This is a genomic window from Salinigranum sp., from assembly GCF_041641895.1.
Classification (GTDB): Archaea; Halobacteriota; Halobacteria; order Halobacteriales; family Haloferacaceae; genus Salinigranum.
Genome location: NZ_JBEPXO010000056.1, coordinates 1 through 24,817 on the forward strand (window position 1 = coordinate 1; position 24,817 = coordinate 24,817).

General features: G+C 68.2%; 26 protein-coding genes. 12 read left to right on the forward strand and 14 right to left on the reverse strand.

Features of this window, described 5'->3' with window-relative positions; all coding sequences use genetic code 11:
* The coding region (locus tag ACESK5_RS12605; protein ID WP_372911926.1) for a ZIP family metal transporter at positions 1-533 on the forward strand (533 nt) is incomplete at its 5' end.
* 30 nt (positions 534-563) lie between these two features.
* Here the strand turns inward: ACESK5_RS12605 and ACESK5_RS12610 are convergent.
* Positions 564-1,553, reverse strand: coding sequence for a ring-cleaving dioxygenase (locus ACESK5_RS12610; protein WP_372911927.1), 990 nt, complete (start codon positions 1,551-1,553; stop codon positions 564-566).
* Between the two features lie 145 nt (positions 1,554-1,698).
* On the opposite strand from ACESK5_RS12610, the gene ACESK5_RS12615 reads away from it, so the two are divergent.
* Positions 1,699-1,872 carry a hypothetical protein gene (locus ACESK5_RS12615; protein WP_372911928.1) on the forward strand — a complete coding sequence of 58 codons (174 nt, stop codon included), beginning with the start codon at positions 1,699-1,701 and terminating at the stop codon, positions 1,870-1,872.
* A 165-nt stretch (positions 1,873-2,037) separates the two neighbouring features.
* On the opposite strand, the gene ACESK5_RS12620 is transcribed toward ACESK5_RS12615, so the two are convergent.
* Complete coding sequence (locus ACESK5_RS12620; protein ID WP_372911929.1) at positions 2,038-2,322, reverse strand: hypothetical protein; 285 nt, start codon at positions 2,320-2,322, stop codon at positions 2,038-2,040.
* A gap of 261 nt (positions 2,323-2,583) precedes the next feature.
* Positions 2,584-3,660 (reverse strand): NAD(P)/FAD-dependent oxidoreductase, encoded by a 1,077-nt coding sequence (locus ACESK5_RS12625; protein WP_372911930.1) that lies wholly within the window; start codon positions 3,658-3,660, stop codon positions 2,584-2,586.
* Positions 3,661-3,817: 157 nt separating this feature from the next.
* Here ACESK5_RS12625 and ACESK5_RS12630 point away from each other — a divergent pair, with 157 nt between their 5' ends.
* The 4 genes from ACESK5_RS12630 to ACESK5_RS12645 all read left to right on the forward strand — a co-directional run bounded on the left by ACESK5_RS12630 (position 3,818) and on the right by ACESK5_RS12645 (position 5,911).
* Positions 3,818-4,099 (forward strand): DUF357 domain-containing protein, encoded by a 282-nt coding sequence (locus ACESK5_RS12630; protein WP_372911931.1) that lies wholly within the window; start codon positions 3,818-3,820, stop codon positions 4,097-4,099.
* An 83-nt stretch (positions 4,100-4,182) separates the two neighbouring features.
* Positions 4,183-4,458, forward strand: coding sequence for an ArsR/SmtB family transcription factor (locus tag ACESK5_RS12635; RefSeq protein ID WP_372911950.1), 276 nt, complete (start codon positions 4,183-4,185; stop codon positions 4,456-4,458).
* Between the two features lie 100 nt (positions 4,459-4,558).
* Positions 4,559-4,864 (forward strand): hypothetical protein, encoded by a 306-nt coding sequence (locus ACESK5_RS12640; protein WP_372911932.1) that lies wholly within the window; start codon positions 4,559-4,561, stop codon positions 4,862-4,864.
* Between the two features lie 213 nt (positions 4,865-5,077).
* Positions 5,078-5,911, forward strand: a complete 834-nt coding sequence (locus ACESK5_RS12645) for a DUF4397 domain-containing protein (protein ID WP_372911933.1) — start codon at positions 5,078-5,080, stop codon at positions 5,909-5,911.
* Between the two features lie 30 nt (positions 5,912-5,941).
* Here the strand turns inward: ACESK5_RS12645 and cysS are convergent, their stop codons facing one another.
* The 3 genes from cysS to ACESK5_RS12660 form a co-directional block, all read right to left on the reverse strand.
* Complete coding sequence (gene cysS / locus ACESK5_RS12650; RefSeq protein WP_372911934.1) at positions 5,942-7,420, reverse strand: cysteine--tRNA ligase; 1,479 nt, start codon at positions 7,418-7,420, stop codon at positions 5,942-5,944.
* Between the two features lie 445 nt (positions 7,421-7,865).
* Positions 7,866-9,629: a globin-coupled sensor protein gene (locus ACESK5_RS12655; protein ID WP_372911935.1), complete on the reverse strand. Its 1,764-nt coding sequence runs from the start codon at positions 9,627-9,629 to the stop codon at positions 7,866-7,868.
* A gap of 70 nt (positions 9,630-9,699) precedes the next feature.
* A complete protein-coding gene (locus tag ACESK5_RS12660; protein ID WP_372911936.1) occupies positions 9,700-10,203 on the reverse strand; it encodes a hypothetical protein in 504 nt (167 codons plus the stop codon).
* A 147-nt stretch (positions 10,204-10,350) separates the two neighbouring features.
* On the opposite strand from ACESK5_RS12660, the gene ACESK5_RS12665 reads away from it, so the two are divergent.
* Together ACESK5_RS12665 and ACESK5_RS12670 are read left to right on the forward strand one after the other, a co-directional pair.
* Positions 10,351-11,229 (forward strand): CbiX/SirB N-terminal domain-containing protein, encoded by an 879-nt coding sequence (locus ACESK5_RS12665; protein WP_372911937.1) that lies wholly within the window; start codon positions 10,351-10,353, stop codon positions 11,227-11,229.
* A 209-nt stretch (positions 11,230-11,438) separates the two neighbouring features.
* On the forward strand, positions 11,439-12,524 hold the full coding sequence (locus tag ACESK5_RS12670; protein WP_372911938.1) for a DR2241 family protein: 1,086 nt from the start codon (positions 11,439-11,441) through the stop codon (positions 12,522-12,524).
* A gap of 161 nt (positions 12,525-12,685) precedes the next feature.
* Here ACESK5_RS12670 and ACESK5_RS12675 read toward each other — a convergent pair whose 3' ends face one another.
* Both ACESK5_RS12675 and ACESK5_RS12680 read right to left on the reverse strand, forming a co-directional pair.
* Positions 12,686-13,264, reverse strand: coding sequence for a hypothetical protein (locus tag ACESK5_RS12675; protein ID WP_372911939.1), 579 nt, complete (start codon positions 13,262-13,264; stop codon positions 12,686-12,688).
* Between the two features lie 115 nt (positions 13,265-13,379).
* A complete protein-coding gene (locus ACESK5_RS12680; protein WP_372911940.1) occupies positions 13,380-13,565 on the reverse strand; it encodes a methytransferase partner Trm112 in 186 nt (61 codons plus the stop codon).
* A gap of 105 nt (positions 13,566-13,670) precedes the next feature.
* Here ACESK5_RS12680 and ACESK5_RS12685 point away from each other — a divergent pair, with 105 nt between their 5' ends.
* Complete coding sequence (locus ACESK5_RS12685; RefSeq protein ID WP_372911941.1) at positions 13,671-14,057, forward strand: group 1 truncated hemoglobin; 387 nt, start codon at positions 13,671-13,673, stop codon at positions 14,055-14,057.
* A 15-nt stretch (positions 14,058-14,072) separates the two neighbouring features.
* Here the strand turns inward: ACESK5_RS12685 and ACESK5_RS12690 are convergent, their stop codons facing one another.
* Positions 14,073-15,404, reverse strand: coding sequence for an adenylosuccinate synthase (locus ACESK5_RS12690; protein WP_372911942.1), 1,332 nt, complete (start codon positions 15,402-15,404; stop codon positions 14,073-14,075).
* Between the two features lie 209 nt (positions 15,405-15,613).
* Between ACESK5_RS12690 and ACESK5_RS12695 the strand changes: the two genes are divergently transcribed.
* Positions 15,614-15,919, forward strand: a complete 306-nt coding sequence (locus ACESK5_RS12695) for a hypothetical protein (protein ID WP_103425160.1) — start codon at positions 15,614-15,616, stop codon at positions 15,917-15,919.
* Positions 15,920-16,019: 100 nt separating this feature from the next.
* Here ACESK5_RS12695 and ACESK5_RS12700 read toward each other — a convergent pair whose 3' ends face one another.
* The 4 genes from ACESK5_RS12700 to ACESK5_RS12715 form a co-directional block, all read right to left on the reverse strand.
* Positions 16,020-18,521 carry a hypothetical protein gene (locus ACESK5_RS12700; RefSeq protein ID WP_372911943.1) on the reverse strand — a complete coding sequence of 834 codons (2,502 nt, stop codon included), beginning with the start codon at positions 18,519-18,521 and terminating at the stop codon, positions 16,020-16,022.
* Positions 18,522-18,757: 236 nt separating this feature from the next.
* Entirely contained in the window at positions 18,758-19,051 is a 294-nt protein-coding gene (locus ACESK5_RS12705) for a CDGSH iron-sulfur domain-containing protein (RefSeq protein WP_372911944.1), read from the reverse strand.
* Between the two features lie 75 nt (positions 19,052-19,126).
* Positions 19,127-20,140, reverse strand: a complete 1,014-nt coding sequence (locus tag ACESK5_RS12710) for a hypothetical protein (protein ID WP_372911945.1) — start codon at positions 20,138-20,140, stop codon at positions 19,127-19,129.
* Between the two features lie 78 nt (positions 20,141-20,218).
* Positions 20,219-20,581 (reverse strand): hypothetical protein, encoded by a 363-nt coding sequence (locus ACESK5_RS12715; RefSeq protein WP_372911946.1) that lies wholly within the window; start codon positions 20,579-20,581, stop codon positions 20,219-20,221.
* 52 nt (positions 20,582-20,633) lie between these two features.
* Between ACESK5_RS12715 and ACESK5_RS12720 the strand changes: the two genes are divergently transcribed.
* Together ACESK5_RS12720 and ACESK5_RS12725 are read left to right on the forward strand one after the other, a co-directional pair.
* A complete protein-coding gene (locus tag ACESK5_RS12720; protein WP_372911947.1) occupies positions 20,634-22,289 on the forward strand; it encodes a TrkA family potassium uptake protein in 1,656 nt (551 codons plus the stop codon).
* Between the two features lie 147 nt (positions 22,290-22,436).
* Positions 22,437-23,591, forward strand: coding sequence for an ATP-binding protein (locus ACESK5_RS12725; RefSeq protein WP_372911948.1), 1,155 nt, complete (start codon positions 22,437-22,439; stop codon positions 23,589-23,591).
* A 187-nt stretch (positions 23,592-23,778) separates the two neighbouring features.
* Here ACESK5_RS12725 and ACESK5_RS12730 read toward each other — a convergent pair whose 3' ends face one another.
* On the reverse strand, positions 23,779-24,636 hold the full coding sequence (locus ACESK5_RS12730; protein WP_372911949.1) for a heme-copper oxidase subunit III: 858 nt from the start codon (positions 24,634-24,636) through the stop codon (positions 23,779-23,781).
* Positions 24,637-24,817: the final 181 nt, after the last annotated feature.

Genomic DNA, 24,817 nt, shown 5'->3' on the forward strand with positions numbered 1-24,817 from the left:
TCATCGACGACTACGAGGTGTCGCCGAAGCGGTACGAGGAGGCGGACTTCAAGAAACTGCTGCTCATCCTCGGCATCCTCACCGTCCACTCGTTCCCCGAGGGGGTCGCTGTCGGCGTCGCGTTCGCGGACCTCGGTTTCTCCGGCCCCACCGTCTTCGGCTTCGTGGTCCCCGTGCTCGGAATCTTCATGACCATCGCTATCTCCATCCACAACGTCCCCGAGGGCCTCGCCATCTCCATCCCGCTACGGGCGATGGGCGTCTCCGAGTTCCGGATGGTCTGGTGGGCCGTCTTCTCGTCGCTCCCGCAACCGGTCGGCGCCGTCGTCGCGTTCTACTTCGTCCGTATCGCCCGCGAGTTCCTCCCGTTCGGCTTCGGCTTCGCCGCGGGAGCGATGATCTACCTCGTCCTCACCGAGTTCATCCCCGAGGCGCTCGAACTGGGCCGCGGACTCCCCGGCGGCGGCAAGCGAGAGCTCCTCGGTGGCCTCGCGGCGGGGTTCGCGGTGATGATTCCCCTGGCGTTCGTCTGACCGCCCGTCCGGACTCGGACCGGACTCGATTCAGTCGTCGGCCTCGACCGGTTCGGCCCGCGGCACCGTCACGTCGGTGAGGTTCGCCTCGATCTGGTCACGCCGGGACTCGAACTGCCCGGGCAGGACGAGCGTCTCGCCGAGGGCGTCGAGCGGTTCGTCGCTGTCGTAGCCCGGTCCGTTCGTGGCGAGTTCGAAGAGCACGCCGCCGAACTCGCGGAAGTACACCGAGCGGAACCAGTGGCGGTTGATCTGGCTGGTGGGGTTCAGCCCCTTCGCTCGAACCGCAGACCGCATCGCCTCCTGGTCGTCGTCGGTCGGGGTCTGGAAGGCGACGTGGTGGACCGTACCGTGCCCCTGTCGGCCACCCTGGATGGTCGGGAGGACGTCGACGTATCTCCCGACGGGACCGCTGGCGGCGAAGCGGGTCCGCTCGTCGCCCGGCGTGTCGCCCGGCGCCTGTTCGGTCCCGACTTCCTCGAACCCCATCGTCCGGAGGAGGTCCATCGTGGGTTCGGTGTCGGCCTCCCACAGCGTCACCGAGTGGAAGCCGCGGATGGCCACCGATTCGGGGACGAACGCGGTCCACGGCACCGTCGGGTCGTCTTCGGGTATCTCGACGGCGACCAGTTCGACCGGGAGGCCGTCGGGGTCACGGAACGGGAGGACCGTCTCGCCGAACCGCTCGACTCGCGCGTCGTAGTCGACGCCGTACTCGTCGAACCGCTCCTCCCAGTAGTCGAGGCTCCCCTCCGGGACGCGGAACGCCGTCCGGGAGACCTGCCCGGAGCCGACCTTCCCCTGCGGGAGGTCCTCCCACGGGAAGAACGTCATGCTCGTCCCGGGGGTCCCCGCCGCGTCGGCGAAGAAGAAGTGGTACGTCCCCGGGTCGTCCTGGTTGATAGAGCGCTTGACGAGTCGCAGTCCCAGCGTCTCGACCCAGAAGTCGAGGTTCCGCTGGGGGTCGCCCGCGATACAGGTGACGTGGTGGATGCCGGGTGTCGGCGTGGGTTCGGACATACGTTCCCGTACGCACTGGACGGACTTGAGTTCACGCTGACGCGTGTGTTACCGGGTCACGCCGGGGATATCGCACCTCTCTCCGACGGACGCAGCCGCGGCGGTGGTGTCGGGTCGGCGAAAGGTTGTCGTGTGTCGAGTTCGTATGTGTCTGTGTACCATGTGTCACCACTTCGACGCTCGACCGTGGGACGAACGGACCGTCGAGGAGGAAGAGACCGACGAGACACCGCGAGAGGACGCCGAGGCACCGATGTTCCTCGAGGAGGAACCGGCGACGGACGTCGACCTCCTGACCGACGGCGGCGACGAGGAGTGAGTCGGTGCTGGCGGGTCGCCTCCCCGGCGGTCCGGCTGTCGTCGGCCGAGGAGCGCCCAGTCGACGCCGTGACCCCGCGTCGCAGTCGCCCTTCGGTCTCGTCTTCTCGGGTGTGACCACACGCACGCCGCGCCGACGAAGAGACGGGACGTGGGGGACGGGAGTCTAGTGGGAGTGGCCCATCGCTTCGGCTAGCGAGACACCGAACCGGTCCTCGAAGATGCGTTCCATCTCCTCGTTCAGTTCGCCGAGGTCGGCAGGTACCTCGCCCTCGGCGTGGTGGACGACGACGTGAGCCTGCTGTGCGAACGCCTGGACGACGATGTCGCCGACGACGTCGGTCGGTTCCTCGCCCTGTTCGGCGAAGACGTCGACGAGACCGCTCGGCAGTTCGACCTCTTCGACGTCGCCGTCGGGTCCTTCGATGGTGTACGTCTCGGTTTCGACCATACCTCCCCTGGGTGGTCACCACTAAAGGGTCTATGGGATTCGGACACCGACCGACACAGTCGAGCGCGTGGGTGGTCCGGACGTCGTGGGTCTGCCCGCCGAGCGACCCGTGGACCGGTCACGACGAGCGTCGGGGACCGCACGACACACGGCGCGGCGTGGGCTCGTCCTCCCCACTCACAGCGACACTCACTCCGCACCGAGACCGACCCGGGCTCAGAAACGACGCAGCCAACCGCTCGCGAGCGGTCGGACCCGCGTTCAGTCGTCTGACTCGGCGGCCGCTGGTTCGGCCTGTCTGGCCGCCGTGCGGTCGAGTTCCTCGAGGTAGTCGTCGGCGTCGATGGCGGCCTTACTGCCCATCCCGCCCGCCGTGACCGCCTGCTGGTAGTGGTAGTCGACGACGTCGCCGGCACCGAACAGGCCCTCGACGTGTGTCGCGGTCTGCCCGCCGCCGCTGCCGCCTCTGGTCTCGAGGTAGCCCTCGTCGTCCATCCGGACGCCGGTGTCCTCGAGGTAGGCGGTGTTCGGGGTGTGACCGATGGCGTAGAACACCGCGCCCACGTCGAAGTCGAACTCCTCGACCTCGTCCGCCCGGTCGGAGTCGAGCATCTCCTTCGGGTGGCCCTCGGGGTGGCGCACGAGCGTGACGTGGTCGACGCCCTCCTCGGGGGTGCCGTGGAGTTCCGTCACCTCGGTGTTGCGCATGATCTCTATCTGTCCCTCGTCGACCTTCTCCATCGTCCGGTCGATCCAGTAGTCCTCCGCGCGGAACTCCTCGCGGCGGTGGACGAGGTAGACCGTCGAGGCGAACTTGGTGAGGAAGTTCGCCTCCTCCATCGCGGCGTCGCCCCCGCCGACGACCATGATCTTCTCGTCGCGGAAGAACGCGCCGTCGCACGTCGCACACGTCGAGAGCCCGTACCCCATCAGGTCGTCCTCACCGGGGATGCCCAGCGTTCGCGCCGAGGCCCCCGAGGCGGCGATGACGGCGTCGGCCGTGTAGACGTCGCCGTTCTTCAGTTCGACTCTGAAGGGACGAGACGAGTCGTCGAGCGAGGTGACGATACCGTGTTTCACCTCGGCGCCGAAGCGCTTCGCCTGCTCTTTCATGTTGTTCACCAGTTCGGGCCCGGAGATGCCCTCGGGGAAGCCGGGGTAGTTGTCCACCTCGGTGGTGAGCGTCAGCTGTCCACCCGGCTCGTCGCCCTCGAAGACGAGCGGCTCGTTGTTCGACCGCGCCGCGTAGATGGCCGCGGTGAGTCCTGCGATGCCCGACCCGGCGATGACGAGCCGACGATGCTCGACCACGTCGGTGTCCTGCGACGTCTCTGTCATGACCTCAGGTTACTCGTCGGCGGCTATTACGCTTGTGCTGTCGTGCGACAGTCGGCGTCCACTCGCCTCGTGGTCCCACGGACCGAGACACGAAGTGCCACCCGCTCGGCCACCGGTGCGGCGAAGCGCTCTTGCCCGCCGGCCGGGTGTCTCGCACATGGCCGACTTACAGGAGAAGACCGACCGCTACGAGCGGATGCTCGCCGACGCGCTCGCGGAGGCGACGGTGGCCGTGCCGGCCGAGACGCCGCTCGGTGCGGCGGCCGACGAGTGTGAGGAGATGGCCCGGTCGTATCTCGAGGACGGCCGACACTTCCGTGCGGACGACGACTGGGTGAACGCCCTCGCCTCCTTTTCGTACGGGTACGGCTGGCTCGACGCGGGCGTCCGGATGGGACTGTTCGCGGTCCCCGACGACTCGCACCTGTTCACGACGTGAGGGACCGAATCCGTCGCCCTGTCCCCGATTCCGACTGTCCTCTGTCGATGACCTTACGTATCGGGGGTGTGTCGGGTGGGGTGATGGAGGCGGTCCTCTGGTACGTGTTCACCGGGACGCGAGGTGGAAAGAACCGCCTCCGTATCCTCAGAGCGGTCGACGAGCGACCGCGGAACGCCAACCAACTGGCGGAGGCGCTCGACCTGGACTACAAGACCGTGCGGCACCACCTCGACGTCCTCACCGAGAACGACGTCGTCCAGAAGAGCGGTGACGGCTACGGCGCAGTGTACCTCCCCTCCGACCGCGCCCGCCACCACTGGGAGACAATCGAGCAGATCATGGAGCAGGTGACGTAACCGTGTTCGTACCCGTGTGTTCGTCCGCGTCGCGCCGTATCCCGACTATGGAGAGATTTGGGAAAGTGTATTTCCCTTCCCGATTGCTAGGAGGGACCAGATGAGTCTCTGGTTCGACGTGGCGCGGGTGGCGGCGGGCCTCAACATCCTGCTCCTGGCCGTGCTGTTGTTCGTCTGGGGACGGAACTACCTCGACCTCCGCTCGAAACACGCGCTCGGACTCATGGTGTTCGCCGTCCTCCTCCTCCTCGAGAACGCCGTCGCGCTCTACATCTACTCGCTCGACCCGACGCTCTCGGTCTGGTTCGCCTCCGCGGTCCCCCCCATCGCTTGGCGTGGCCTGATGTCGCTGCACGTCCTGGAGACGGTCGGCATCGGCTTCCTCGTCTGGATCACGATGGACTGAGCAGTGTGACTCGCGGGTCCTGTGAACGGACGCGTCCGGAGCAGTCGTCGGCCGTCGGTTCACCGACCGAACCGGGACACCACATCCGGCCGAGAGCTACGAACGTGGCCGTCACGCGCCCAATCCCTCGACACGACGACGAATTTGGACGTGAATCCGGTCTTTGTCAGGACAATAATTAATTACAGATACTCCTTCAGGACCGACGCAATCATGGTTGAATACTCAAGGAGAGACGCGCTGCGTATCGGCGGTGGAGCGGGACTGCTCCTGCTCGGTGGCACGGCGACGGTGAGTGCCGACGAGGACGACGGTGGCGGAGAGGCTGGCCTCCGGGTCGCCCACGGGTCGCCCGACGCACCTGCCGTCGACGTGCTCGTGGACGGCGGTGTGGCGGTCTCGGGACTGGAGTTCAGGAGCGTCACGGACTACCTCGAACTCGACGCGGGCGAGTACGAGATCGCCGTCAACGTCGCCGGCACGGAGACGACCGTCTTCGGACCGGTGGCGGTCGAACTTGAGGACGAGGACTACACTGCCGTCGCGCTCGGTGAGGTGTCGAGCGAAGACAGCGAGTTCACCGTCTCCATCTTCGACGACACGAACGGCGCGAACATCGGGGACGACGAGGCCCGGGTTCGGGCCATCCACGCCTCGCCCGACGCCCCCGCGGTCGACGTGACGGTGAACGACGGCGCACTCACGCTGTTCGACGGCTTCGCGTTCGGCGAGTCGAGTGGGTACGCGGTCGTGCCCGCCGACACCTACGTGGTCGAGGTCCGACCGGACACCGAGAACAACGATGGGCCGGTCGTTTCCGAGGCAGAGGTCACCCTCGAAGGCGGCAGCACCTACACCGTGTTCGCGTTCGGGTATCTCACGCCCGACGACGAACCCGCGGACGAGGCGTTCGCACTCGAACCGGTCCTGGACAAGAGCGCCCCACCACGGGGTGACGGCCGTGGACGCGGACGCGGTGACGACGAGGACGACGGAGACGACGACGAAGAGGGTCGCGGCCGTGGCCGTGGCCGCGGCGACGACTGACCGCGGACCCACACCTGATTCTTTCGGGCGCTACGGCAACCGGTACGTCGGCCCTTCCGGTGAGTCGCCGACTTCGACGCCCAGCGCCTCGAGTTCGTCGCGGAGGGCGTCCGCGCGGTCGTAGTCGCCCGCGGCGCGCTCCTCCTCTCGTACCTCTAGTACGAGTTCGACGAGGTCCCCCGCGAGTTCGACGTCGCCCCCGCCCGACGCCCCGAGTTCGAGGCCGAAGACGTCGCCGCCCAGGTCCTCGAACGTCTCGACGGCGGCTTTCAGCCCCCGGTAGTCGTACTCCTCGCGGGAGAGGTGGCTGTTCACCGCCTTCGACAGTTCGAGCAGCGCCGCCATCGCCTCGCGGACGTTGAAGTCGTCGTTCATCGCCGCGCGGAACTCCGTCCGCGCCTCGTCGACTGCGGCGCGGAGCGTCTCGTCGTCGGCCTTCGTCCGCGCGTCGACGGAGTCGCAGGCGGCGACGGCGTCCTCGTAGGTGCGTTCGAGGCGCTCCCAGCGCTCTTCGGCCTCGCGCATGGCCGCCTCCGAGAACGTCTGTTTCGTCCCGTACTGCGTCCCCAGGTAGAACGTGCGGAGGACGTTCACCCCCCAGCGGTCGAGCGCGTCGGCGACGTAGAAGTAGTTGCCGAGCGAGGACGACATCTTCTCGCCCTCGGTCTCCAGCAAGCCGGTGTGGAGCCAGTACTTCGCGAACTGCTTCCCGGTGGCCGCTTCGGACTGGGCGATTTCGTTCTCGTGGTGCGGGAAGACCAGGTCGTGGCCGCCGACGTGGATGTCGATGGTCTCGTCGAGGTGAGTCATCGACATCGCGGAGCACTCGATGTGCCAGCCGGGTCGTCCCTCACTCCACGGTGACTCCCACGTCTGCCCCCGTTCGCCGTCGAGGGGCGGGAGGTCCTCGCTGCGGTGTTCGGCCACCTCGTCGGGCGTGACGCCGCCGGCCTTCCAGAGCGCGAAGTCGGCCGGATGGCGCTTCTCCACTGTCTCCTCGACACCCTGTGCCTCCAGTTCCTCGACCCGCTGGTTCGAGAGCTTCCCGTAGTCGTCGAAGGTGGTGACGTCGAAGTACACCGACCCGTTGGCCTCGTAGGCGTACCCCTTCTCGACGAGCGTCTCGACGAGGTCGACGATTTCGGGGACGTGCTCGGAGACGCGGGGGTACACTGCCGCTCGCCGGAGGCCGAGGCCGCGCATGTCTTCGAGGACCGAGGCGGTGAAGCCTCGCGCCACGTCGGGTTCGGAGTCGCCGAGGTCGTCTTCCCCCACCCGTGCGACGATTTTCTCGTTGACGTCGGTGAAGTTCTCGACGTGTCGCACCGGGTATCCCTCGTGTTCGAGCCAGCGATGCATCACGTCCGCGTGGGTCCACACGCGGGCGTGACCGAGGTGGGCGTCGTCCGAGACCGTCAGCCCACAGACGTACAGGAGTACCTCGTCGCCGACTGGTTCGAACGGTTCCTGTTCCCCTGTGAGGGTGTTGGTCACGGACAGGTCGGACATCGTCGGAGAGTTGACGCGGGGCTTTTTTCAACTCGTCGGAACGCGTGTACTCCACAGGTACTGGTGAGGACGGGTTCGAGAGTCGTACGACGCGTGGGCGACGTCGAGCGTAGATGCGAGAGCAGTGAGCGGGGGACGACGTCGAGCGTAGATACGAGACGAGGGCCGCAATCCCGAGTGAGACGAAGACCAACGCGCGACACACGGGCGCGGTGTGGCCTCATCCTCCCCAGCCGACTCGCTCGTTTCACTCGCTCGCCCCTCGCGCGCGTCGCTCACTCACTTCGTTCGTTCACTCCCGCGCGCCGGCCGCCTCGGTGACTGGCATCGGCCGGCCCTGGTTCTGCTGGCTGTCGTCTCTCGCACGCGCTCGACCACCTGCCCGGCGCTGCTCTCACCGCGGTGGGCGTCACCGCGGAGACGGGACCACTCTGACCGTCCAGACTCAGATGCCGTCGGGTCTGTCGAGTTCGCCGCGGCGAATCTTGTCCTTCGTCTCCTCGTCGAGCATCTCCTTGACGAAGTCGGGCATCCCCCCCGGGAGACCGTCCGGGGTGTCGTACAGCGACGCCGACTCGGACGCCGCCCCGTCGGTGCCCGCGTCTGCGTCCACGGCGCCGGCGTCGTCGGGTGCGACGTCGACCCCGCCGTCGGAGCGTGGGTGGCCTCGCCCCCCGTCGGCGGCCGCGTCGCGCGTCCGGTTCAGCGAGTCGAGGTCGGCCTCCGTCCGGATGCTCTCGACCGCGTCGTCCATCTCGACGGCCTGCTCGGCCTGTTCGGCCACGCTGTCGTTCATCTCGTCGAGACGCGTCGAGATTTCCTCGGCCTGCTCCGCCGCGGTGTCGACGTACCGCGCGATTTCGGAGGACATCTCGGCCTGCTCCTCGGTCGCGCGGGCCACCTCCTCGATTCCGTCCGTGACCTCGGTCACCGAGGTGGTGATGTCGTCGAGACGCTCCGTGACCTCCTCGACGCGGCTGACGCCGGTGTCGATGTGTTCGTCGGCGTCTTCGAGGTTCACGGCGGTCCCCTCGATCTGTTCTGTCACCTCGCCGATCATCTCCTCGACGCGGGTGGCCTGCTCCTTCGACTCGTTCGCCAGCGCCTTCACCTCGTCGGCGACGACAGCGAAGCCCGACCCGGCGTCGCCGGCGCGGGCGGCCTCGATGCTCGCGTTGAGCGCCAGCAGGTTCGTCTGCTCGGCGATGCTGTTTATCATCTCGACGATGCCGTCGATTTCGTCGATGGTGTCGACGAGCGTGTCGACCTTGGTCGTGATCTCGTCGCGCGAGTGGGAGAGTTCGTCCATCGCGTCGATGGCTTCCTCGGCGAACGACCGGCCGTTCGCGGCCTGCTGCCGCGCGTCGTCCGTCTGTCTGGCCACCTCGTCGGCCGTCGCCGCGACCTCTTCGACCGTCGCGCTGAGCTGGGAGACCTCGCTGGCAATCTGGTCGGTGTTCGACGCCTGCTTCGCGGCGAGTTTCTCCACCTCGGCGATGCCCAGCGCCGTCTCGTTCGTCTCTGTCTGGAGGTTCTCGACGGTCCGGTCGACGCTCTCGCGCAGTTCGCGGGACTCCTCGATCTCCGCTTTCATCTCCTCGGCGAAGGAGTTGAGGTACGTGTCGTTGATGACCTGCATGTCGAGGTTCAGCCCGCGGACGACGGCCATCGCCTTCCCGAACGCCTCGTCGAACGCCGCGTCGACCTGCGCGGCCGCCTCCGGGTCGAGCCCCTCGGTCGCCGCCTCTGTCCCGGCCTCGTTCAGCGCGTCGAAGAGGATACCGGACGTGTTGGCGAACATGCCGCCGAAGAAGTGCAGCGGCATCTCGACGGTGTCGTGGAGGCGACCGACCCGCGTCCGTGCGGCGTAGTAGTCGAGGTCGTACGTCCCGCCGACGAACGACTTGAAGTAGCCGCCGACGACCCGGTCGAGGTACGACCGGTCGTCGAGCGCCGTCTTGTCGGAGCGGGCGATGACCTCCCGTGTCCGGTCGTACCCGTACAGGTAGTCGTTGAACCCGTCGACCAGAGCGTCGAGGTTCTCGTCGACGACAGGCGCCAGCGACGCCAGTCGTCGTTCGTCCGCGGCGTCGAAGCCGACGAACTCCTTCCGCCACTGGAGCTCCGCCTGGTCGATACCGAGTTCGTCGAGGAGCTCCCTGCCAGAGACGCCGAGGTTCCCGTCCCCGATCGCGGTCCGTGATGCCATAGGTTTCGGTGCGGTAGTCTGTGTATAAAGATGGGGTCCGCGGTATCAGTCTGGATAACTCTCGCCGCGGTCACTCCGCCGACGGGACGGACCCGAGGGCGTCCTCGACGATGCGGAGCGCCGTCGCCCCCTGCCGGCGCGGGACGACGACGACGAGGTCACCGGCGACGACGCCCGCCGCGTCGACGACGACGGACGCCGTCGCCAGCCGCCCGAGGACGTGTCCACACGCGGCCACGTCGACGCCACCGGACGCGCGGATGGCGGTCATCTCGCCGCCGCGGACCACGCGCTCCTCGCCGACGCTCACCACGACGTCCTCTGGTGAGACGGCCGTGTCGTCGTCGGCGAGGCCGACACCGCTCTGCATCCGAACCGGGACGTCCACCGCCCGCGTCGTCGCCGGGTCGAGTTCCGCCGCGAAGCGGCGGAGCGCCGTCGCCACCGCCTCTGGGTCGCCGTCGAGGCCGAGGTGGTCGGCGGCGGCACGGTAGTTGACGACGCCGGCGCGGAGGGCGTCGTACAGAAACGGTCGCTCGCGGACGGCCTCACGGGCCTCACTCGCCAGGGACATGGCCGGTGGTCGTCGTGGAGTGGCAAAAACCCGCCGGCGACGTCGCTTTCGGCCGTCGACCACGTCGAGCGCCGCGTCGGCCCGAGAATCGGGAACCGGCAGCCGGCAGCCGAAGTCCATAAGGACGCGCCGTCCTCCCCTCTACGTATGAGCGCGCTGGTCATCGTCGCACACGGGTCGCACCTGAACCCCGACTCCTCGACGCCCACGTACGACCACGCGGACACCATCCGCGCCGTGGGTGCGTTCGACGAGGTCAGAACCGGGTTCTGGAAGGAAGAGCCGTCCTTCCGGGAAGTCCTCCGGACCGCGGACGCCGACGAGGTGTACGTCGTCCCGCTGTTCGTCTCGGAGGGGTACTTCACCGAGCAGGTCATCCCGCGGGAACTGAGGTTAGAAGAGTGGGACCCCGACGCGTGGGACTCGGACGGGACGAGCGCCACGCACGTGACGCTCACGGCCGCGGACACGGGACAGACGGTCCACTACTGCGGCCCCGTGGGGACGCACGACTCCATGACCGACGTCATCGTTCGCCGGGCCGAGTCGGTCACGGGCGACCCGAACGTCGGCGAGGGGTTCGGCCTCTGCGTCGTCGGTCACGGCACGAAGCGCAACGAGAACTCCGCGAAGGCCATCGAGTACCACGCCCGCCGCGTCGAGGAGATGGACCGCTTCGACGAGGTCCGGGCGCTGTTCATGGACGAAGACCCCGAAATCGACGACGTGACCGACTACTTCGAGGCCGACGACGTCGTCGTCGTCCCCCTGTTCATCGCCGACGGCTTCCACACCCAGGAGGACATCCCCGAGGACATGGGTCTCACCGACGACTACCGCGAGGGGTGGGAGACCCCGGCCGACGTCGACGGCCACCGCATCTGGTACGCCGGGGCCGTCGGCACGGAACCGCTGATGGCCGACGTCGTGCTCGAACGCGCCGCCGACGCCGGTGCGGACGTCGCCGACGAGATCGAACGGGTGCGAGAGGAGACCCGAAAGACCGGAGTGGTGGCCGACGACTGAGGGCGGCGGGATCACCGAACGACGGGAAGGGACGCGCCGACCCTCGCTCCGACCGGCTGTGCAACGAGTACGCGACGAGCCCGACGCCGACGAACCGGGAACCAGCGAGTGACGATGTCGGCGGGGACCGCGTCGCGGCGGTTCGTGTCGGGGTCGCTCGGGACGCGCGAACCGGCCGACTTTTTCCGTTCGACTCCCTGCCTTCGGACATGACTGCCGACCACGTGGACGCGCTGGTGGCCACCACCGACGACGGCATCGCGTTCGACGGCCTCCGCGTCGAGTCGACCGACGCCGGCTACACTTTCGAGACGGGCGGCGAGGAGCGCACTGGCCTCGACGTGTCCGCCCTCCGCGAGGCCGCTCTGGGCTCGAACCACGTGTCGAACTGGTACGTCTGGCACGCAGTCGCCCCCCAGAAGCCCGACCGCTGGGCCTTCCTCCGGTGGCTGGAAGGCGCCGACGAGATGGGCGTCGACGAGCGGTACGACGCGCTCGCGGAGGGGATGACGACCGAGTGGGGGCAGTTGCGCATCACGGCGACGCTCGACGAGGATGGTGAGCGCGCGTACGAGGTCCGCCACGTCGACGACGCCGGGGCGGCCGACCTCGAACTCGACACGTACGACGACCCGCTGGACGCGCGCGGCCTGGCGACGCACGACGAGCGCGGCCGGTACCGTCCGCTGAAGGCCGCCCCCACGCTCCAGAGCGGGTGGCGGTTCGCCCACCTCGACCCGACGGCGCTCGTCGAGACGGTCGAGACGTTCTACCCGGCGTCGGTTCCGAACTGGCACCGCGAGCGCGAGGGCGACCTAGACGTCAGCCACTGGCGCGAGACGATGGAGCGCCAGACCGGCATGTACGGCGTCGTCAAGACCTGGGACCGCGGCGACGGTTACGAACACGTCAACTGGGTCGCGGAGGCGACCTGCGACGACTCACAGTGTCTCAAGCGCCGGGAGTGGGAGTACGACGCCGACACCGACCTCGACGTCGACGGCGGCGACGGCGAGTTCCCCTGCCGCGAGCCCTGTTCGGTCGTCGTGAGCGCCGCCCGGCAGTGGACCAAACTCGAGTCGGAGGAGCCACGGACGTACGAGTTCGAGTTGACGCCATCGGAGAAGGAACAGGTCGAGGAGATCATCGACGCGGTGGCGGACGGCCGGGTGGACGACATCCGGGAGGCGGACGTCTACGACGGCGCGAACCGGTTCCGGGCGCGCTTCCTCCGCGCGAAACTGTTCGACGACGCGGGGAACCTGGCGGGGACGCCGACAGACCGAGAGGAGTGACCCGCGAGTCGGCGACGGCGTCATCCACGCGCTACAGGCGGACGCACCCGAGGTGTTCCACCACAGGCCCAGACACGGGTCGAGGTGGGGACCGACTACGGCGGCGAACTCGCGCTGTGAGTCCCCGACAGTGACGCGCGGTCGGCGACCCGCCGACCCACTCAGCGCATGATGAACACGAGGGCGGCGACCGCTCCGCCGAGGACGACACCGACGCCGACGAGCACTGCGGGACTGCTCGCCCCGACGAAGAGAACCGCACCGACTGCGATGACGACAGCGAGCAGGACGAAGGCGAGGTACGGGAGCGCGTCCGGTCCGGGGAGCGACGAGAGCGTCCGCGTGACCGGCGACTGCTGTGGTTCCTTCGGCTTCGGCTTCGAGAGCGACTCGTCGACGGCGACCTGACGCGTCTGTTCCTCGAACGGTTCGACGGTCACGTCGACGCTCGTGGTCTCCGCCCCGTACCCGGTCGACACCTTCAGCCGTCCCGTGACCGCCGTCGAGGGCTGGTCGATGACGACGTCGACCCGCGAGGTGGTGTCGCCGGCGACAAAGACGTTGCTCTCTTCGAGTCGGGCGACGCGCGAGAGCGCGTCGTCCAAGTGGAGGTGGACGTGGACGCCCTCGCCGTGGTTCGACAGGTCGACGTAGAACGAGCCGTCGCTCGTGAACTCCACAGGTGCCTCGACGGCGTGGAGTCGGCCACGATTGAGTTCGACGGGCAACGACGCTGGCACACCTGTGTCTCTGCTCGGGGGGGCAAAAAGGTTCAGGCTCCGAACGCGTTCCGGCGCGTCGGTGCCGTCACCGGTTCTCGGCCGTGCTCGGTGCGGTTCGGGTCGGACTTCCCGCTCACTCGTCGCGCATGTCCGGCGGTCGGAGGTCAGGGATGCCGTCCTCGATGGGGTACTCCTCTCCCGTGACCGTGCCGACGAACTTCCCCTCGATGATCTCGTCCCCATCGCGCTTCGTGACGTGGAGTTCGAGGTCGCTCTTGTCGAGCGGGTCGCAGAGGATATCCACGAGTGACTCTTTCATCGTCTCTCCGTTGGCGGGTGTCGACAAAAAGCGTACGGCTTCGGCGCGACGGTGCCGTACTGTTTCGGGACAAGCTACTTCCCGTCGTCACTCTGTCATTCGACGATGACCGGCGACGAACCGACGGCCGACGACGTTGACTCGCTCTACGATAGACTCGGTGGACGCGACGGCATCGCCGCCGTCGTCGACACGTTCTACGACCGCGTGCTCGCGGACGACCGGGTGAACGGCTACTTCGACGACATGGACGTGGACGACCTCCGCTCGCACCAGACTGCGTTCCTCTCCGCGGTCTCCGGTGGTCCCGCAGCGTACGACGGACAGGAGATGCGGGCCGCTCACGCCCACCTCGACCTTGACGAGTCGGACTTCGCCGTCGTCGCGGGACACCTCGACGACGCGCTCGCGGCCCACGGCGTGAGCGAGGCGGACCGGGCGGCCGTCCGCCGCGAGGTACAGTCGCTCGAAGCGGCGGTGCTGAACCGATAAGAGGGCCGTTCGAGCCTACTGCTCGAAGGGGTCGACGAGTTCGATGGTCTCGGTGCGGTCGGGTCCGACGCCGACGGCGTAGACGGGCGCGCCGACCTCCCCGGAAACGTAGTTGAGATACGCGCGTGCGCCGTCGGGCAGCGCGTCGTACCCCTCGGCGGCGACGGTGGTCCAGTCGACCTCTGGCCACGGCTCGAACTCCTTCAGCACGGGCTCACACCGCGCCCACTGCTCCGTGGTCGCCGGAACGGTCTCGACCTCCTCCCCGTCGAGTTCGTACGCGTGGCCCACGGCCACCTCGTCGAGGTCGGCGAGCACGTCGACGTGGTTGACGGCGATGCCCGTGAAGCCGTTCACGCGGGCGGCGTGTCTGAGCATCGGGATGTCGAGCCAGCCGATGCGTCGGGGGCGTCCGGTGACGGTGCCGAACTCGCCCCCCTTCTCGCGGATGTGGTCGGCGAGCGTCTCCTCTCTCTCGTCACCGTCGAGTTCCGTCGGCATCGGTCCCTTCCCGACCCGCGAGAGGTACGCCTTCACGATGCCGACGACCTCTCCACGGCCGGTGATGGTGGGGCCGACCCCCGACCCCGTGGCGGCGCCGCCGGCGGTCGGGTTCGACGAGGTGACGTACGGGTAGCTCCCGTGGTCGATGTCGATGAGCGTCCCCTGTGCGCCCTCGAACATGACCGCGTCCCCGGCCTGCTGGCGTTCGTAGAGGAAGTCCGAACAGTTCACGGTCATCCCCTCCTCGGCGAGTCGCTCGCCGACCTCGCGGTACTCCTCGTAGAGGGCGTCGACGTCGAACGCCTCGCCGGTGTCGAGACCGAACACCTCCTCGACCAGCGCCCGCTTCTGGGGGACGACGTAGTCGAGGCGGTCACGGAGCACCTCGGGGTCGAGCAGGTCCCCGACGCGGACCCCGCGGCGACCGGCCTTGTCCTCGTAGGTCGGGCCGATCCCTCGGCCGGTCGTGCCCACCTCGTCGCCGGACTCGGACTTGGCCTCCTCCTCGATGCCGTCGAGGCGGCGGTGGTACGGCATGATGACGTGGGCGCGCTCCGCGACGCGGACGTCCGGGTCGAGGCCGCGCTCGCGCAAGGCGTCTATCTCGTCGAACAGGGTGCGAGGGTTGACGACACAGCCGTTGCCGAGGACGCCGACCTTGTCGCGGACGGCGCCGGAGGGTACGAGCGAGAGCTTGTACTCCTCACCTCCCTCGACGACGGTGTGGCCGGCGTTGTCGCCGCCCTGGTACCGGACGACGACGTCCGCCGCGCCACCCCACAGGTCGACGAGGGCGCCCTTGCCCTCGTCCCCCAACTGCGAACCGACAATCGTGACGGTCATGGACGCGGCTTTACCCCCACGGGTCAAACCGGTTACGGTCCACCCACGTCGCGGTCGTCGCCCCCGCTCGCCCTCGACGGACAGGCGTCTGACGTGTTACCACACAGACGGAAGTGTTAACATGGTGTACTGTGTCGGTACAGTCGACCCGTTTTCGTCCGCCGTCGAGGGCAACGTTTAAAACCTCGAAAGACAAGTTAACAAATGGCATGATAGATAGACTCGAGAAGGAAGTGGACATGTTGGAGCGACATCTGCAGGTGCTGAAGATGGTCATCGACAACGAACCCATCGGCATCGTCAAGATGTCCAACGAGACCGGCTATCCACACCACAAAGTCAGATACTCCCTGCGTGTCCTCGAGGAGGAGAACCTCATCGAGCCCTCCAGTCAGGGTGCCATCACGACCGAACGCACCGAAGAGTTCGTCGACGAACTCGACGAGAAACTCGACGACATCGTCCAGAAGCTCCAGTCGATGAAGATCGAAGACGCCGCCGAAATCGAGTCCTAACCTACCCTCACAGACCGGCTACCGATTCTTCCGTTCTCACGGCCCGTGCGACCGCGTGCGTACCGGGAGTGACGGCTCCGACCGTGCCGACGGCTCTCGTCTACAGTTCCGGCACGGTCAGGTGGAACTCGCCGTCGCGAGCCTCGACCAGACAGAGGTGGTACCCCTGTTTTCGCGAGAGCCTCACGAAGCTCTTCTTCGAACTCCGACTCAGGAGCCCGCTCTTGGTCGCCTCGCCGACGGCGTCCAGCGCGCCGGGTTCGAAGAACGACGTCGTGACGTAGAAACCGCCACCGAGCGTGTCCTTCGACTCTCCGACCGCCCGCGCTCCTTCGATGAGCGACCCGACCATCCCCTGCGTGGTTGCGTTCCGACTCGTGTCGACGTCGACGACGAACAGCGGGTCACCCATCGAATTCCAGAAGACGAGGTCGAACGTCCGGCTCTCGTGGCTCTGGCTCCCCTCGTCGTCCTCGACGGTCACCGGCACCGTGCCGTCGAACTCGACGCGGTCGATCTCGGGGATGCGGTCGAACAGCGGTGCCAGGTCGACGCGGTGCCCCGACCGGCCGATCTCGTACAGGAGGTCCTCGACGACCCACTTCGTGAACCCCCACTCCGTCGTCCCGTGGAGGAACGACTCGTACGACTCGCCGTCGACGGTGGCGTGCTCGCTGTCGAACGTGGTGTGGTACTCGAGACGGAGATTCTCGACGACCTCCCCCTGCTTGGCCTCGCCTGCCTGCGCCTTCTTCAGCGTCGGCTTCCCCTTGCTCCGGTAGCGCACGAAGAGGTTCGTCCCCTCGCGGGCGGCCGCCGGTGAGAGTCGCTCCGTCTCTCGCTGTCCGCCGGTCCCCTCCGTGTCGCCCGCTACCGCCCGGTCGGCTTCCTCTCGGAGTGTCGCCAGTTCCGACTCGAGGTCCGCGACCCGCGCCCTGAGACGGTCGCGCTCGCGGGTGACCGACTCCAGGTCGTCCTCGAGCGACTCGACCGCCGCCGCGAGTTCGTCCCGTTCGGCCCGTACCTGCTCGAGTCGGGCCGTCAGACGGTCCGTCTCTCCCGCGTCGTCCGCGGGCGCCGTCGCGCTCTCCGAACCGTCCGCGGCGGAAGCGACCCGACTGTCGCTGCCCGCCGACTGCGCCACGTCGTGTGCTTCGTCCGCGGCGTGCGGTTCGTCGGCGTCGCCCTCGGCACCGGTCGTCGCCTCCTCCTGGCGCACCAAGGAGTCGTCCGGCGAGAGCGCCGGGATGCGTTTCGTCTGCTGCCACTGGCGCTCCGCGGAGAAGACGCCGCTCTCGTCCCGACCGACCGACGCCTGGCTCTCCGACTCGGTCCTCTCGTCGTCTCGGGCCGACCGTTCGGCGGTCGCTGCGGTCTCCACGTCTTCGGCGCCTCCAGGCTCTCCCGTCGCCTCGGTTCGCTCGTCGGTCGCCTCGCCGTTCGTCGCGGCGACGGCGTCGTCGGCGTCTGCCGACTCGTCGCTGGGCTCCCGCGGGTCGGCCGGCCCGTCGGGTTCCGAGTCGTCGTCGCCGCTGCTCGCGTCGTCCGCGGGCGCTGGTCGACGGGTCGACTCCGCGTCTCCGTCGTCCGCCGACGCTGGCTCGTCGTCCGCTCCACGGTCCTCGAACCCCGCGTCGGTCTCGGGTTCGTCGGCCGCGTGGCTCCCGCTCAGGTCGTCGGCCGGCGACTCCGTCGCGTCGAGACCGGTGGCCGACTCGGCCGTGTGGTCGCTCACAGCGGCGGGTTCAGATGCGTCGTCGTCGGACGGTGGCTCCTCGGCGGCGTCGGGTTCGGAGCTGTCGTCGCTGTTGAGACCGATGCCCATGTCTCCGGTGAGACCGTCGTAGCGGTCCGTCTCCCGGGCCGACGCGGCGGGAGCGGCGTCTGAGTCGGCCGTCTCCTCGGCGGCCCCGTCTTCCTCGGCGGCGCTGTCTGTCTCCCGGGTATCGCTCGCCCCGAACGTCACGCCCTCCTGACGCGGCCCGTCGTCGGTCGACACGTCGTCCTCGTCGCTGCCGTCGTCCTCGCTCCCGCCGACGACTCCCGCTGGCGCGTCTCCGTCTGCCGATTCCGGGAGGTCGGTGACGGTGACGTCGACGGCGTTGACGGCGAAGATGCCCACCTCGTCGTCGGCGCGGTCGAACGCCTCGTCGCCGGTGACGAGCCGTTCGCTCGCACCGACGAAGGCGACGCTCATCGACCGACCGCCGTGGTAGACGACGTAGTAGTCGCCCGAGAGGACGTTCTCCGACAGTTCGACGTAGCCGGTGAACTTCCCCGACGAGAGCGTCCGGTCGACCTCTCGCAGCGACGTCTCCTCCGAGTAGTACTTCCCGCGCGTCTCGCCGCCGGTCTCTCGCATCGCGAAGAGCAGCGGGAGCGCGGGGTCCGGTGCGCTGTAGGCAGTGAGGTCGCCCGCCTCGAAGTCGTCGAGGTCACCGTCGAACAGTCCGACGACCCGGCCGTTGAGGAGGAACGCCCACGCGGCGCCGGCGGTCACCGCACCGGAGAACTCGTCGCGGGCGAGCGACCGGAGGTCGGCAGCCGCCGGTCCCGTGACCGGCTCCCACCCGGTCACTCTGTCGACGATTTCTTCGTCCATTTGGCACCCTTTCGCGGCAAACGCGTGAAATACTTTCCCCCGTCCTCTCGTCCGTGATAACCACGTCACGCCGAGGCACGGCACGGTGCCACAGGGCCGCCTCCCCCCGTGTCGTCCGCCAGCCTCCGCCGCTTCCCCATCGAGTCGACGATGGCACGACGGTCACTGTCGCGGGCGCGGTTCCAGTTCCAGTCGGCGTGGGCGCGGTCCGACTGTGCCCGTCGCACCGGGATGACTCAGTCGTCGCCGGACTCGGTGTCGTCGGGGTCACCGCCGCCACCCTTCGGGTCCCCCTCACCGTCGTCCGGGTCGTCGACGTAGGTCAGTTCGACCACGCGTCGCTCCCCGTCGACGTACTTGTATCGCACCCCCTCCTCTTCCCCCTCGGCCTGGTTGTGAGAGCCGTCGCAGAACGGCCGGTCCTCGCTGAGTCCACACAGACAGACGGCGACGTCGCCGTACTTCTCGTCGATGTCGTCGGGAGTGAGTCGGTACGGTCTGTCGGCGGTGTGTGTGACCTCTCGTGACACGTTCGTGTGTCGGCCAGCAGCGGATTAGTCGTTTGGGGCTCGGGGACCCGTTCCCGGGTGCGGGACTGACCCGGGTCAGTACAGGTTCCTCGCGGCCTCTTCCTTCTCGGTGGCGACGTCCGCGGCCTCTCGCAGCAACTCCTCGAACGACCCGGCGCCCTCGGGCGGGTCGTCGGCGAGGTCTTCGAGGTCGTCGGCGACACCACCGAGAACGTCCGACGCGTCACTGGCGTGCTCTCGGCCGTCCTCGTCGTTCCCGCTCGACCGGGCCCGTCGAGCGTCTCCGAGCGAGTTGATGCCTTCCTGGAAGTCCCGGAAGATGGGCTCTACGTCGTCGAACGCGGCCACCTCGCCGTCGAACTGCGTCACCTTCGTCTCGTAGACGCTGGTCTCGAGGTCGTCGACCGCGCCGAGGCTGTCACCGTCGACGTCGGCGTCGAGGTCGTTCTTCGGGGCGCGGGCGCCGCGATACGTCGTGTCCATGTCCTCGATGGCCGCGTACATCCGCCCCTCGTCCTCCTCGATCGCGAGTTCGTGGGCCGCCCGCAGAAAGCCGAACGCGTCGACGAGTGGCTCCTGTGCCCGCCGCATCAGTCGCACTGCCTGCCAGCTGGCCTCGAAGCTCGCCACCGTCTGTCGCTGCTGTTCCGTGACGGCCCGCTTCCGTGCCGCGTTCAACGCGTCTTGCACCTCAGCGAGTTGCGACTGGACGCCACGACCGTAGAACGCCGTCGCCGCGGTGACCTCGGTGATGTCGTCGTCCTCGTCTATCTCCGAGCAGTACGCCTCCAGGAGCGCCCGGAACTCTCTCCGCGTATCGGCAATCGCCTGTGCCGCCTGTCGTTCGGCCTCAGAGGGAGTCGGCTCCGCAGTCTCGGTCGGTTCCGGTGTGTCCGTCGGGGTCTCGGTCGACGTCTCTGTCGGTGTCGGGCGCTCGGTCGCCGTCTCGGTCTCGGCCTCCGTCACGGTGTCCGCGGCGGTCGGTGTCGCGCTCGCGGTCCTCGTGGGTGCCGGCGACGTCGGCCCGGACTGACCCGAGCATCCCGCGAGAGCGAACGCGGAGAGCGTGAGGACGTACCGTCGGTTCATGCCAGGGACAGTTCGACTCGGGTGATAAACGTTCGCCCGTGAGTATCAGAACCGGTGATTCCGGGTGCATCCAGGTGTCTACCGCCGTCGTCGCCACAGCACGCTACCGGTCAGGAACACGAGATACGTGACCAGGGCGGCGACGAGTGCCGTGAGGACCCACCGTCCGACGAGGAGGGCGAAACCGACCCCACCCGCGATGGCGACGACGACGGCCACCGCCTGCACCGCTGGCCGGCCCCAGACGGCCCGGACGGCCTCGGCGCGACGCGAGAGGAGGAGTTCGGCGAGGAGGGTGGCGACGGCGCCGACGCCCAGCGCCGTCGACGTGACCGGCGCCTCGACGGCCACCCCGACAGCCGTGACCACCACGAGGACGCCGACGGTCAGTGCGGCGTCCCGCACAGCCCCGCCGTCGCCAGCGCCGTCGCCGTCGGCCATACGCTCCCGAGGGGCGGTGTCCTTTTATCCCCCGGGGGTCGAAGGCCGGGGTATGTCGCAGGCCAGCGCCGACGGGGCCCTCACCGAGGCACGTCGGCGCGTCCTCGTCTACCTCGGCATCGTCGCCGTGCTGATGCTCGCGTACGCCTTCGCCTACCAGTACGGGATGCGGGCGCTCGAGGGAGTCGACGTCGGCTACGTCGAGTCGCTCCACGTCGTCGTCGAGACGTTCACCACGACCGGGTACGGGGAGGACGCTGCCCGCTGGTCGACGGACGGCATGTTCGGCCTGATGATGGTGATGCAACTCACCGGCGTCGGCCTCATCTTCATGACGCTGCCGCTGTTCTTGGTCCCGCTCGTCGAGGCGTCGCTCCGGACGGCGCCACCCACGTCGACGTCGCTCACCGACCACGTGGTCATCTGCGAGTTCACGCCCCGCGGCGACACGCTCGTCGGCGAACTGGAGTCGATGGACACCGACTACGTCGTCGTCGAACCCGACCGCGAGGCCGCACGCGAACTCGTCACCGACGGCTACTCGGTCGTCCACGGCGACCCCGAGTCCGTCGAGGACCTGAAGAGCGCGAACACGGCCGAAGCGGTCGCACTGGTCGCCGACGCGGACGACGAGACGAACGCGAGCATCATCCTCTCGGCGAAGGAAGTCGACCCCGACATCGACGTCATCAGTCTCATCGAGGACGCCGACCTGGCCGACTACCACCGCTACGCCGGCGCCGACCGGGTCGTCTCCCCCCGTCGCCTGCTGGGTGAGAGCCTCGCGAGCAAGGCCGCCACCTCCATCTCGACGGACCTCGGCGACGCCGTCGAAATCGCCGAGGACTTCGAGGTGGTCGAACTGCTCGTCCAGCGCGGGGCGGAGGTGGAGGGCACGACCATCGCCGAGTCGGGCATCGGCGACTATCCGGGCGTCAACATCATCGGCGCGTGGTTCCGCGGTGAGTTCGTCTCACCGCCACCCCCCGGCGAGGTCATCGACGAACACACCATCCTCCTGGTGACCGGCCGGGAGGCACAGCTCGACCAGCTGAAGGAACTCACCCTCTCCGAGGCTCGACGCTACCGCCGGGGGACGGTCGTCGTCGTCGGTGACGGCGAGGTCGGTTCGACTGCGGCCGACTCGCTCGCCGCCGCCGAGGTGCCGACGGTCGTAGTCGACCGCGAGGAGGGGCCGGGCGTCGACGTCGTCGGAGACATCACCGAACGCCAGACCGTCCACAAGGCGGACGTCGAGAACGCCCGCAGCGTCATCCTCGCCGTCGACAACGACACCACGGCGGTGTTCGCGACGCTCGTCATCAACCAGGTCGCTCCGGGCATCGAGGTCATCGCCCGGGCGAACGAGGCCGAGAGCATCCCGAAACTCTACCGCGCCGGCGCGGAGTACGTCCTCGCGCTGGCCACCGTCTCGGGGAGGCTGCTCGCGTCGAACCTCCTCGACGAGGAGGTCATCGCGCCCGAGGCACAACTCGAAATCGTCCGGACGACCGCCCCGGCGCTGACGGGGAAGACGCTCGCACAGGCGGACGTGCGGGCGCGGACCAACTGCACCGTCGTCGCGGCGGAGCGCGACGGCGAACTCGTCACCGAGGTGGGACCGGACTTCGTCGTTCGAACGGGCGACACGCTCGTCGTCGCCGGCCCCGACCGCGACGTCAACCGGTTCAACGAACTCGTCGGGTGACGGCGGCGAGAGTCGCCCCATCGGGTGGCGGACGGTGCGTACTCGTGTTCGGTCTCTCGCCCGCGGGCGGCACCGGCCGTAGCCCCGGACGGTCCCGAAGACCTTATGAATCTAACATGTGTTCCTACCGACGAGGACCGTCACACCATGGCACATCCGGTCACCGAGCGACGGGCCGGCGACACGTTCGACTACGTCCACGAGTTGTGGACGCGGTGTCTGGACCCGTCGGTCGGGTTCGAGCGGAAGCTCGACCGACTGCTGACGGCCGAGAGCGACCGGTTCGACCTCCCGTACGGCTTTCTCACGCACGTCGACACGGCAGACGACACCCAGGAAATCGTCAGCGCCTGTGGGACTCACGAACTCCTCCAGTCCGGCCAGCGGTGTCCCCTCTCGCAGTCGTACTGTCGGAAGACCATCGCGCAGGCCGACGGGACGCTCCGAGTGAACGACGCACGCGCGGAGGGCTGGACGGACGACCCGGCGTACGAACTGTTCGAACTCGGCAGCTACGTCGGGTCGACCGTCGAAGCCACCGACGGCACCTACGGCACGCTCTGCTTCGCGAGTTCGGCCCCCCGTGACGACCCCATCGACGACCAGGAGGCGATGCTCGTCGACATGTTCGCCCGGTGGGTGAGCTACGAACTCGTCGCGCGAGAGAGACGGGCCCGGTCGACCGTCCGACCCGAACGGCTCCACGACATGGCCGAACTGGTCGCCCACGACCTGCGCAACCCACTGACTGTCGCCAGCGGTCAGCTCACGCTGTTACACGGGACGGTCCAAGATGCGGTCGACCGCATCGACGCGGCCCACGCCCGAATGGAACGCATCATCGACGACCTGAACCTCCTCGGTCGGCTCGACGAGCCAGTCGCCGACCCCGAGCCCGTCGACCTCCGGACGTGCGCCTCGGCCGCGTGGGAGATGGTGGAGACCGAGGAGGCGACGCTGACGGTCGACCTCGCCGAGACCACCGTCTGCGGCGACCCGAACCGCCTCACTCGCCTGTTCGAGAACCTGTTCCACAACGCGATTCACCACGCTGGTCCCGGGGTGGAGGTTCGGGTCGGTGGACTCCCAGACGGCTTCTACGTCGAGGACGACGGCCCGGGAATCTCCCCCGACGAGCGTGACCTGGTGTTCACTCCCGGATACTCGACGACCCAGGACGGCACCGGGTTCGGTCTCTGCATCGTCCGACAGGTGGCCGACGCCCACGAGTGGTCGCTCACGGTCACGGAGGGGAGCGACGGCGGCGCCCGGTTCGCAGTCACGGGTGTCAACGTGGGGTGACGCCGGTCCGGCGGCACGGTCCACGCGTCGTGAACTGACCAGCGGCCCCCGACACGGCGTGTCGGCGGTTGGCGTATCGACTGTCGTCACGACACGTTCGCCACCACGTCCGGCAGCCAGCGCTGCTCGGAGCGTTCGGAGACGTCGACCGCACCAGAGAACGAACGAACCGGGTCGACGGGACCCGTTACGCGACTTCCGCGCCGACGTAGAGCACGACGACGAGGAACACCCAGACGACGTCGACGAAGTGCCAGTACATCGACGCAGTCGAGACGGAGACGTGTCGCTCCGCGGAGTACTGCCCGAAGAGGGCGCGCACGAAGACGACACCGAGGATGACCGCACCGAGGGAGACGTGCAGACCGTGCAGTCCCGTCAGGCCGAAGAACGCCGACGAGTAGATGCCGGAGGTGAGGGTGAAGCCCTCACGGACGATGAACTCGTAGTACTCCAGCACCTGCCCGGCGATGAAGACGACGCCGAGGAGGAGCGTCACGGCGAGGCCGAGGATGAAGTTCCGGCGGTTCTCGTTGCGGATGGCGACGTGCGCCCAGTGGAGCGTGAACGAGGAGGCCACCAGCAGCGCGGTGTTGGCGATGACGAGCGAACTCGTCAGGTGTGGAAGCTCCTGCGGCGGCCACGTCCCCGCACGGATGAAGAAGTAGTACGTGAACACGGCGCCGAACGTGGCGAGTTCGGAGCCGAGGAACGCGATCATGCCCCACCGCAGCTTGGTCTCCGAGTGGTGGTTGATTCCGCGGTCCCAGAAGTGGACGACGAAGGCGTGGTAGAGCCAGCCGTAGATGCCGACGAGGAACAGGCCGATGGAGCCGATGGTGACGCCCGGGCCGAGCATCGGGCCCACGATGGCGTTCTGTCCCTGTCCCATGATGTACAGCGCGGCACCGACGTAGATGCCCGCGCCGCCGAGCGCGGTGACGAAGGGCCACCAGCTGGCCTCACCGAATCCCCGCGGCCAGTCCTCGACGGCCGGGAGGTGGTGCCCACCGTGACCGTGGTCGTCGTGTTCTTCCAGACTCATGACCGGCAGTAACGATTCGACTGGTAAAAATCCACCCAAACGGCCGCCGAGTCGCAACCTACTCTTCCCCCCACCCCCAACCGCGCGTATGGAGCGTCTCTCTCGCGTCGGACCCCGCGGCTCGCCCGTCCGCCGGGTCGCCGCGTTCGCGCTCGTGGCCGCGCTCGCGGCGCTGGTCGTG

Bases quoted from the DNA above. Each gene is read 5' to 3' on its own strand.
- ACESK5_RS12610 (WP_372911927.1), bottom strand. From the start codon at position 1,553: ATGTCCGAACCCACGCCGACACCCGGCATCCACCACGTCACCTGTATC.
- ACESK5_RS12615 (WP_372911928.1), top strand. From the start codon at position 1,699: ATGTGTCTGTGTACCATGTGTCACCACTTCGACGCTCGACCGTGGGAC.
- ACESK5_RS12620 (WP_372911929.1), bottom strand. From the start codon at position 2,322: ATGGTCGAAACCGAGACGTACACCATCGAAGGACCCGACGGCGACGTC.
- ACESK5_RS12625 (WP_372911930.1), bottom strand. From the start codon at position 3,660: ATGACAGAGACGTCGCAGGACACCGACGTGGTCGAGCATCGTCGGCTC.
- ACESK5_RS12630 (WP_372911931.1), top strand. From the start codon at position 3,818: ATGGCCGACTTACAGGAGAAGACCGACCGCTACGAGCGGATGCTCGCC.
- ACESK5_RS12635 (WP_372911950.1), top strand. From the start codon at position 4,183: ATGGAGGCGGTCCTCTGGTACGTGTTCACCGGGACGCGAGGTGGAAAG.
- ACESK5_RS12640 (WP_372911932.1), top strand. From the start codon at position 4,559: ATGAGTCTCTGGTTCGACGTGGCGCGGGTGGCGGCGGGCCTCAACATC.
- ACESK5_RS12645 (WP_372911933.1), top strand. From the start codon at position 5,078: ATGGTTGAATACTCAAGGAGAGACGCGCTGCGTATCGGCGGTGGAGCG.
- cysS (WP_372911934.1), bottom strand. From the start codon at position 7,420: ATGTCCGACCTGTCCGTGACCAACACCCTCACAGGGGAACAGGAACCG.
- ACESK5_RS12655 (WP_372911935.1), bottom strand. From the start codon at position 9,629: ATGGCATCACGGACCGCGATCGGGGACGGGAACCTCGGCGTCTCTGGC.
- ACESK5_RS12660 (WP_372911936.1), bottom strand. From the start codon at position 10,203: ATGTCCCTGGCGAGTGAGGCCCGTGAGGCCGTCCGCGAGCGACCGTTT.
- ACESK5_RS12665 (WP_372911937.1), top strand. From the start codon at position 10,351: ATGAGCGCGCTGGTCATCGTCGCACACGGGTCGCACCTGAACCCCGAC.
- ACESK5_RS12670 (WP_372911938.1), top strand. From the start codon at position 11,439: ATGACTGCCGACCACGTGGACGCGCTGGTGGCCACCACCGACGACGGC.
- ACESK5_RS12680 (WP_372911940.1), bottom strand. From the start codon at position 13,565: ATGAAAGAGTCACTCGTGGATATCCTCTGCGACCCGCTCGACAAGAGC.
- ACESK5_RS12685 (WP_372911941.1), top strand. From the start codon at position 13,671: ATGACCGGCGACGAACCGACGGCCGACGACGTTGACTCGCTCTACGAT.
- ACESK5_RS12690 (WP_372911942.1), bottom strand. From the start codon at position 15,404: ATGACCGTCACGATTGTCGGTTCGCAGTTGGGGGACGAGGGCAAGGGC.
- ACESK5_RS12695 (WP_103425160.1), top strand. From the start codon at position 15,614: ATGATAGATAGACTCGAGAAGGAAGTGGACATGTTGGAGCGACATCTG.
- ACESK5_RS12700 (WP_372911943.1), bottom strand. From the start codon at position 18,521: ATGGACGAAGAAATCGTCGACAGAGTGACCGGGTGGGAGCCGGTCACG.
- ACESK5_RS12710 (WP_372911945.1), bottom strand. From the start codon at position 20,140: ATGAACCGACGGTACGTCCTCACGCTCTCCGCGTTCGCTCTCGCGGGA.
- ACESK5_RS12715 (WP_372911946.1), bottom strand. From the start codon at position 20,581: ATGGCCGACGGCGACGGCGCTGGCGACGGCGGGGCTGTGCGGGACGCC.
- ACESK5_RS12720 (WP_372911947.1), top strand. From the start codon at position 20,634: ATGTCGCAGGCCAGCGCCGACGGGGCCCTCACCGAGGCACGTCGGCGC.
- ACESK5_RS12725 (WP_372911948.1), top strand. From the start codon at position 22,437: ATGGCACATCCGGTCACCGAGCGACGGGCCGGCGACACGTTCGACTAC.
- ACESK5_RS12730 (WP_372911949.1), bottom strand. From the start codon at position 24,636: ATGAGTCTGGAAGAACACGACGACCACGGTCACGGTGGGCACCACCTC.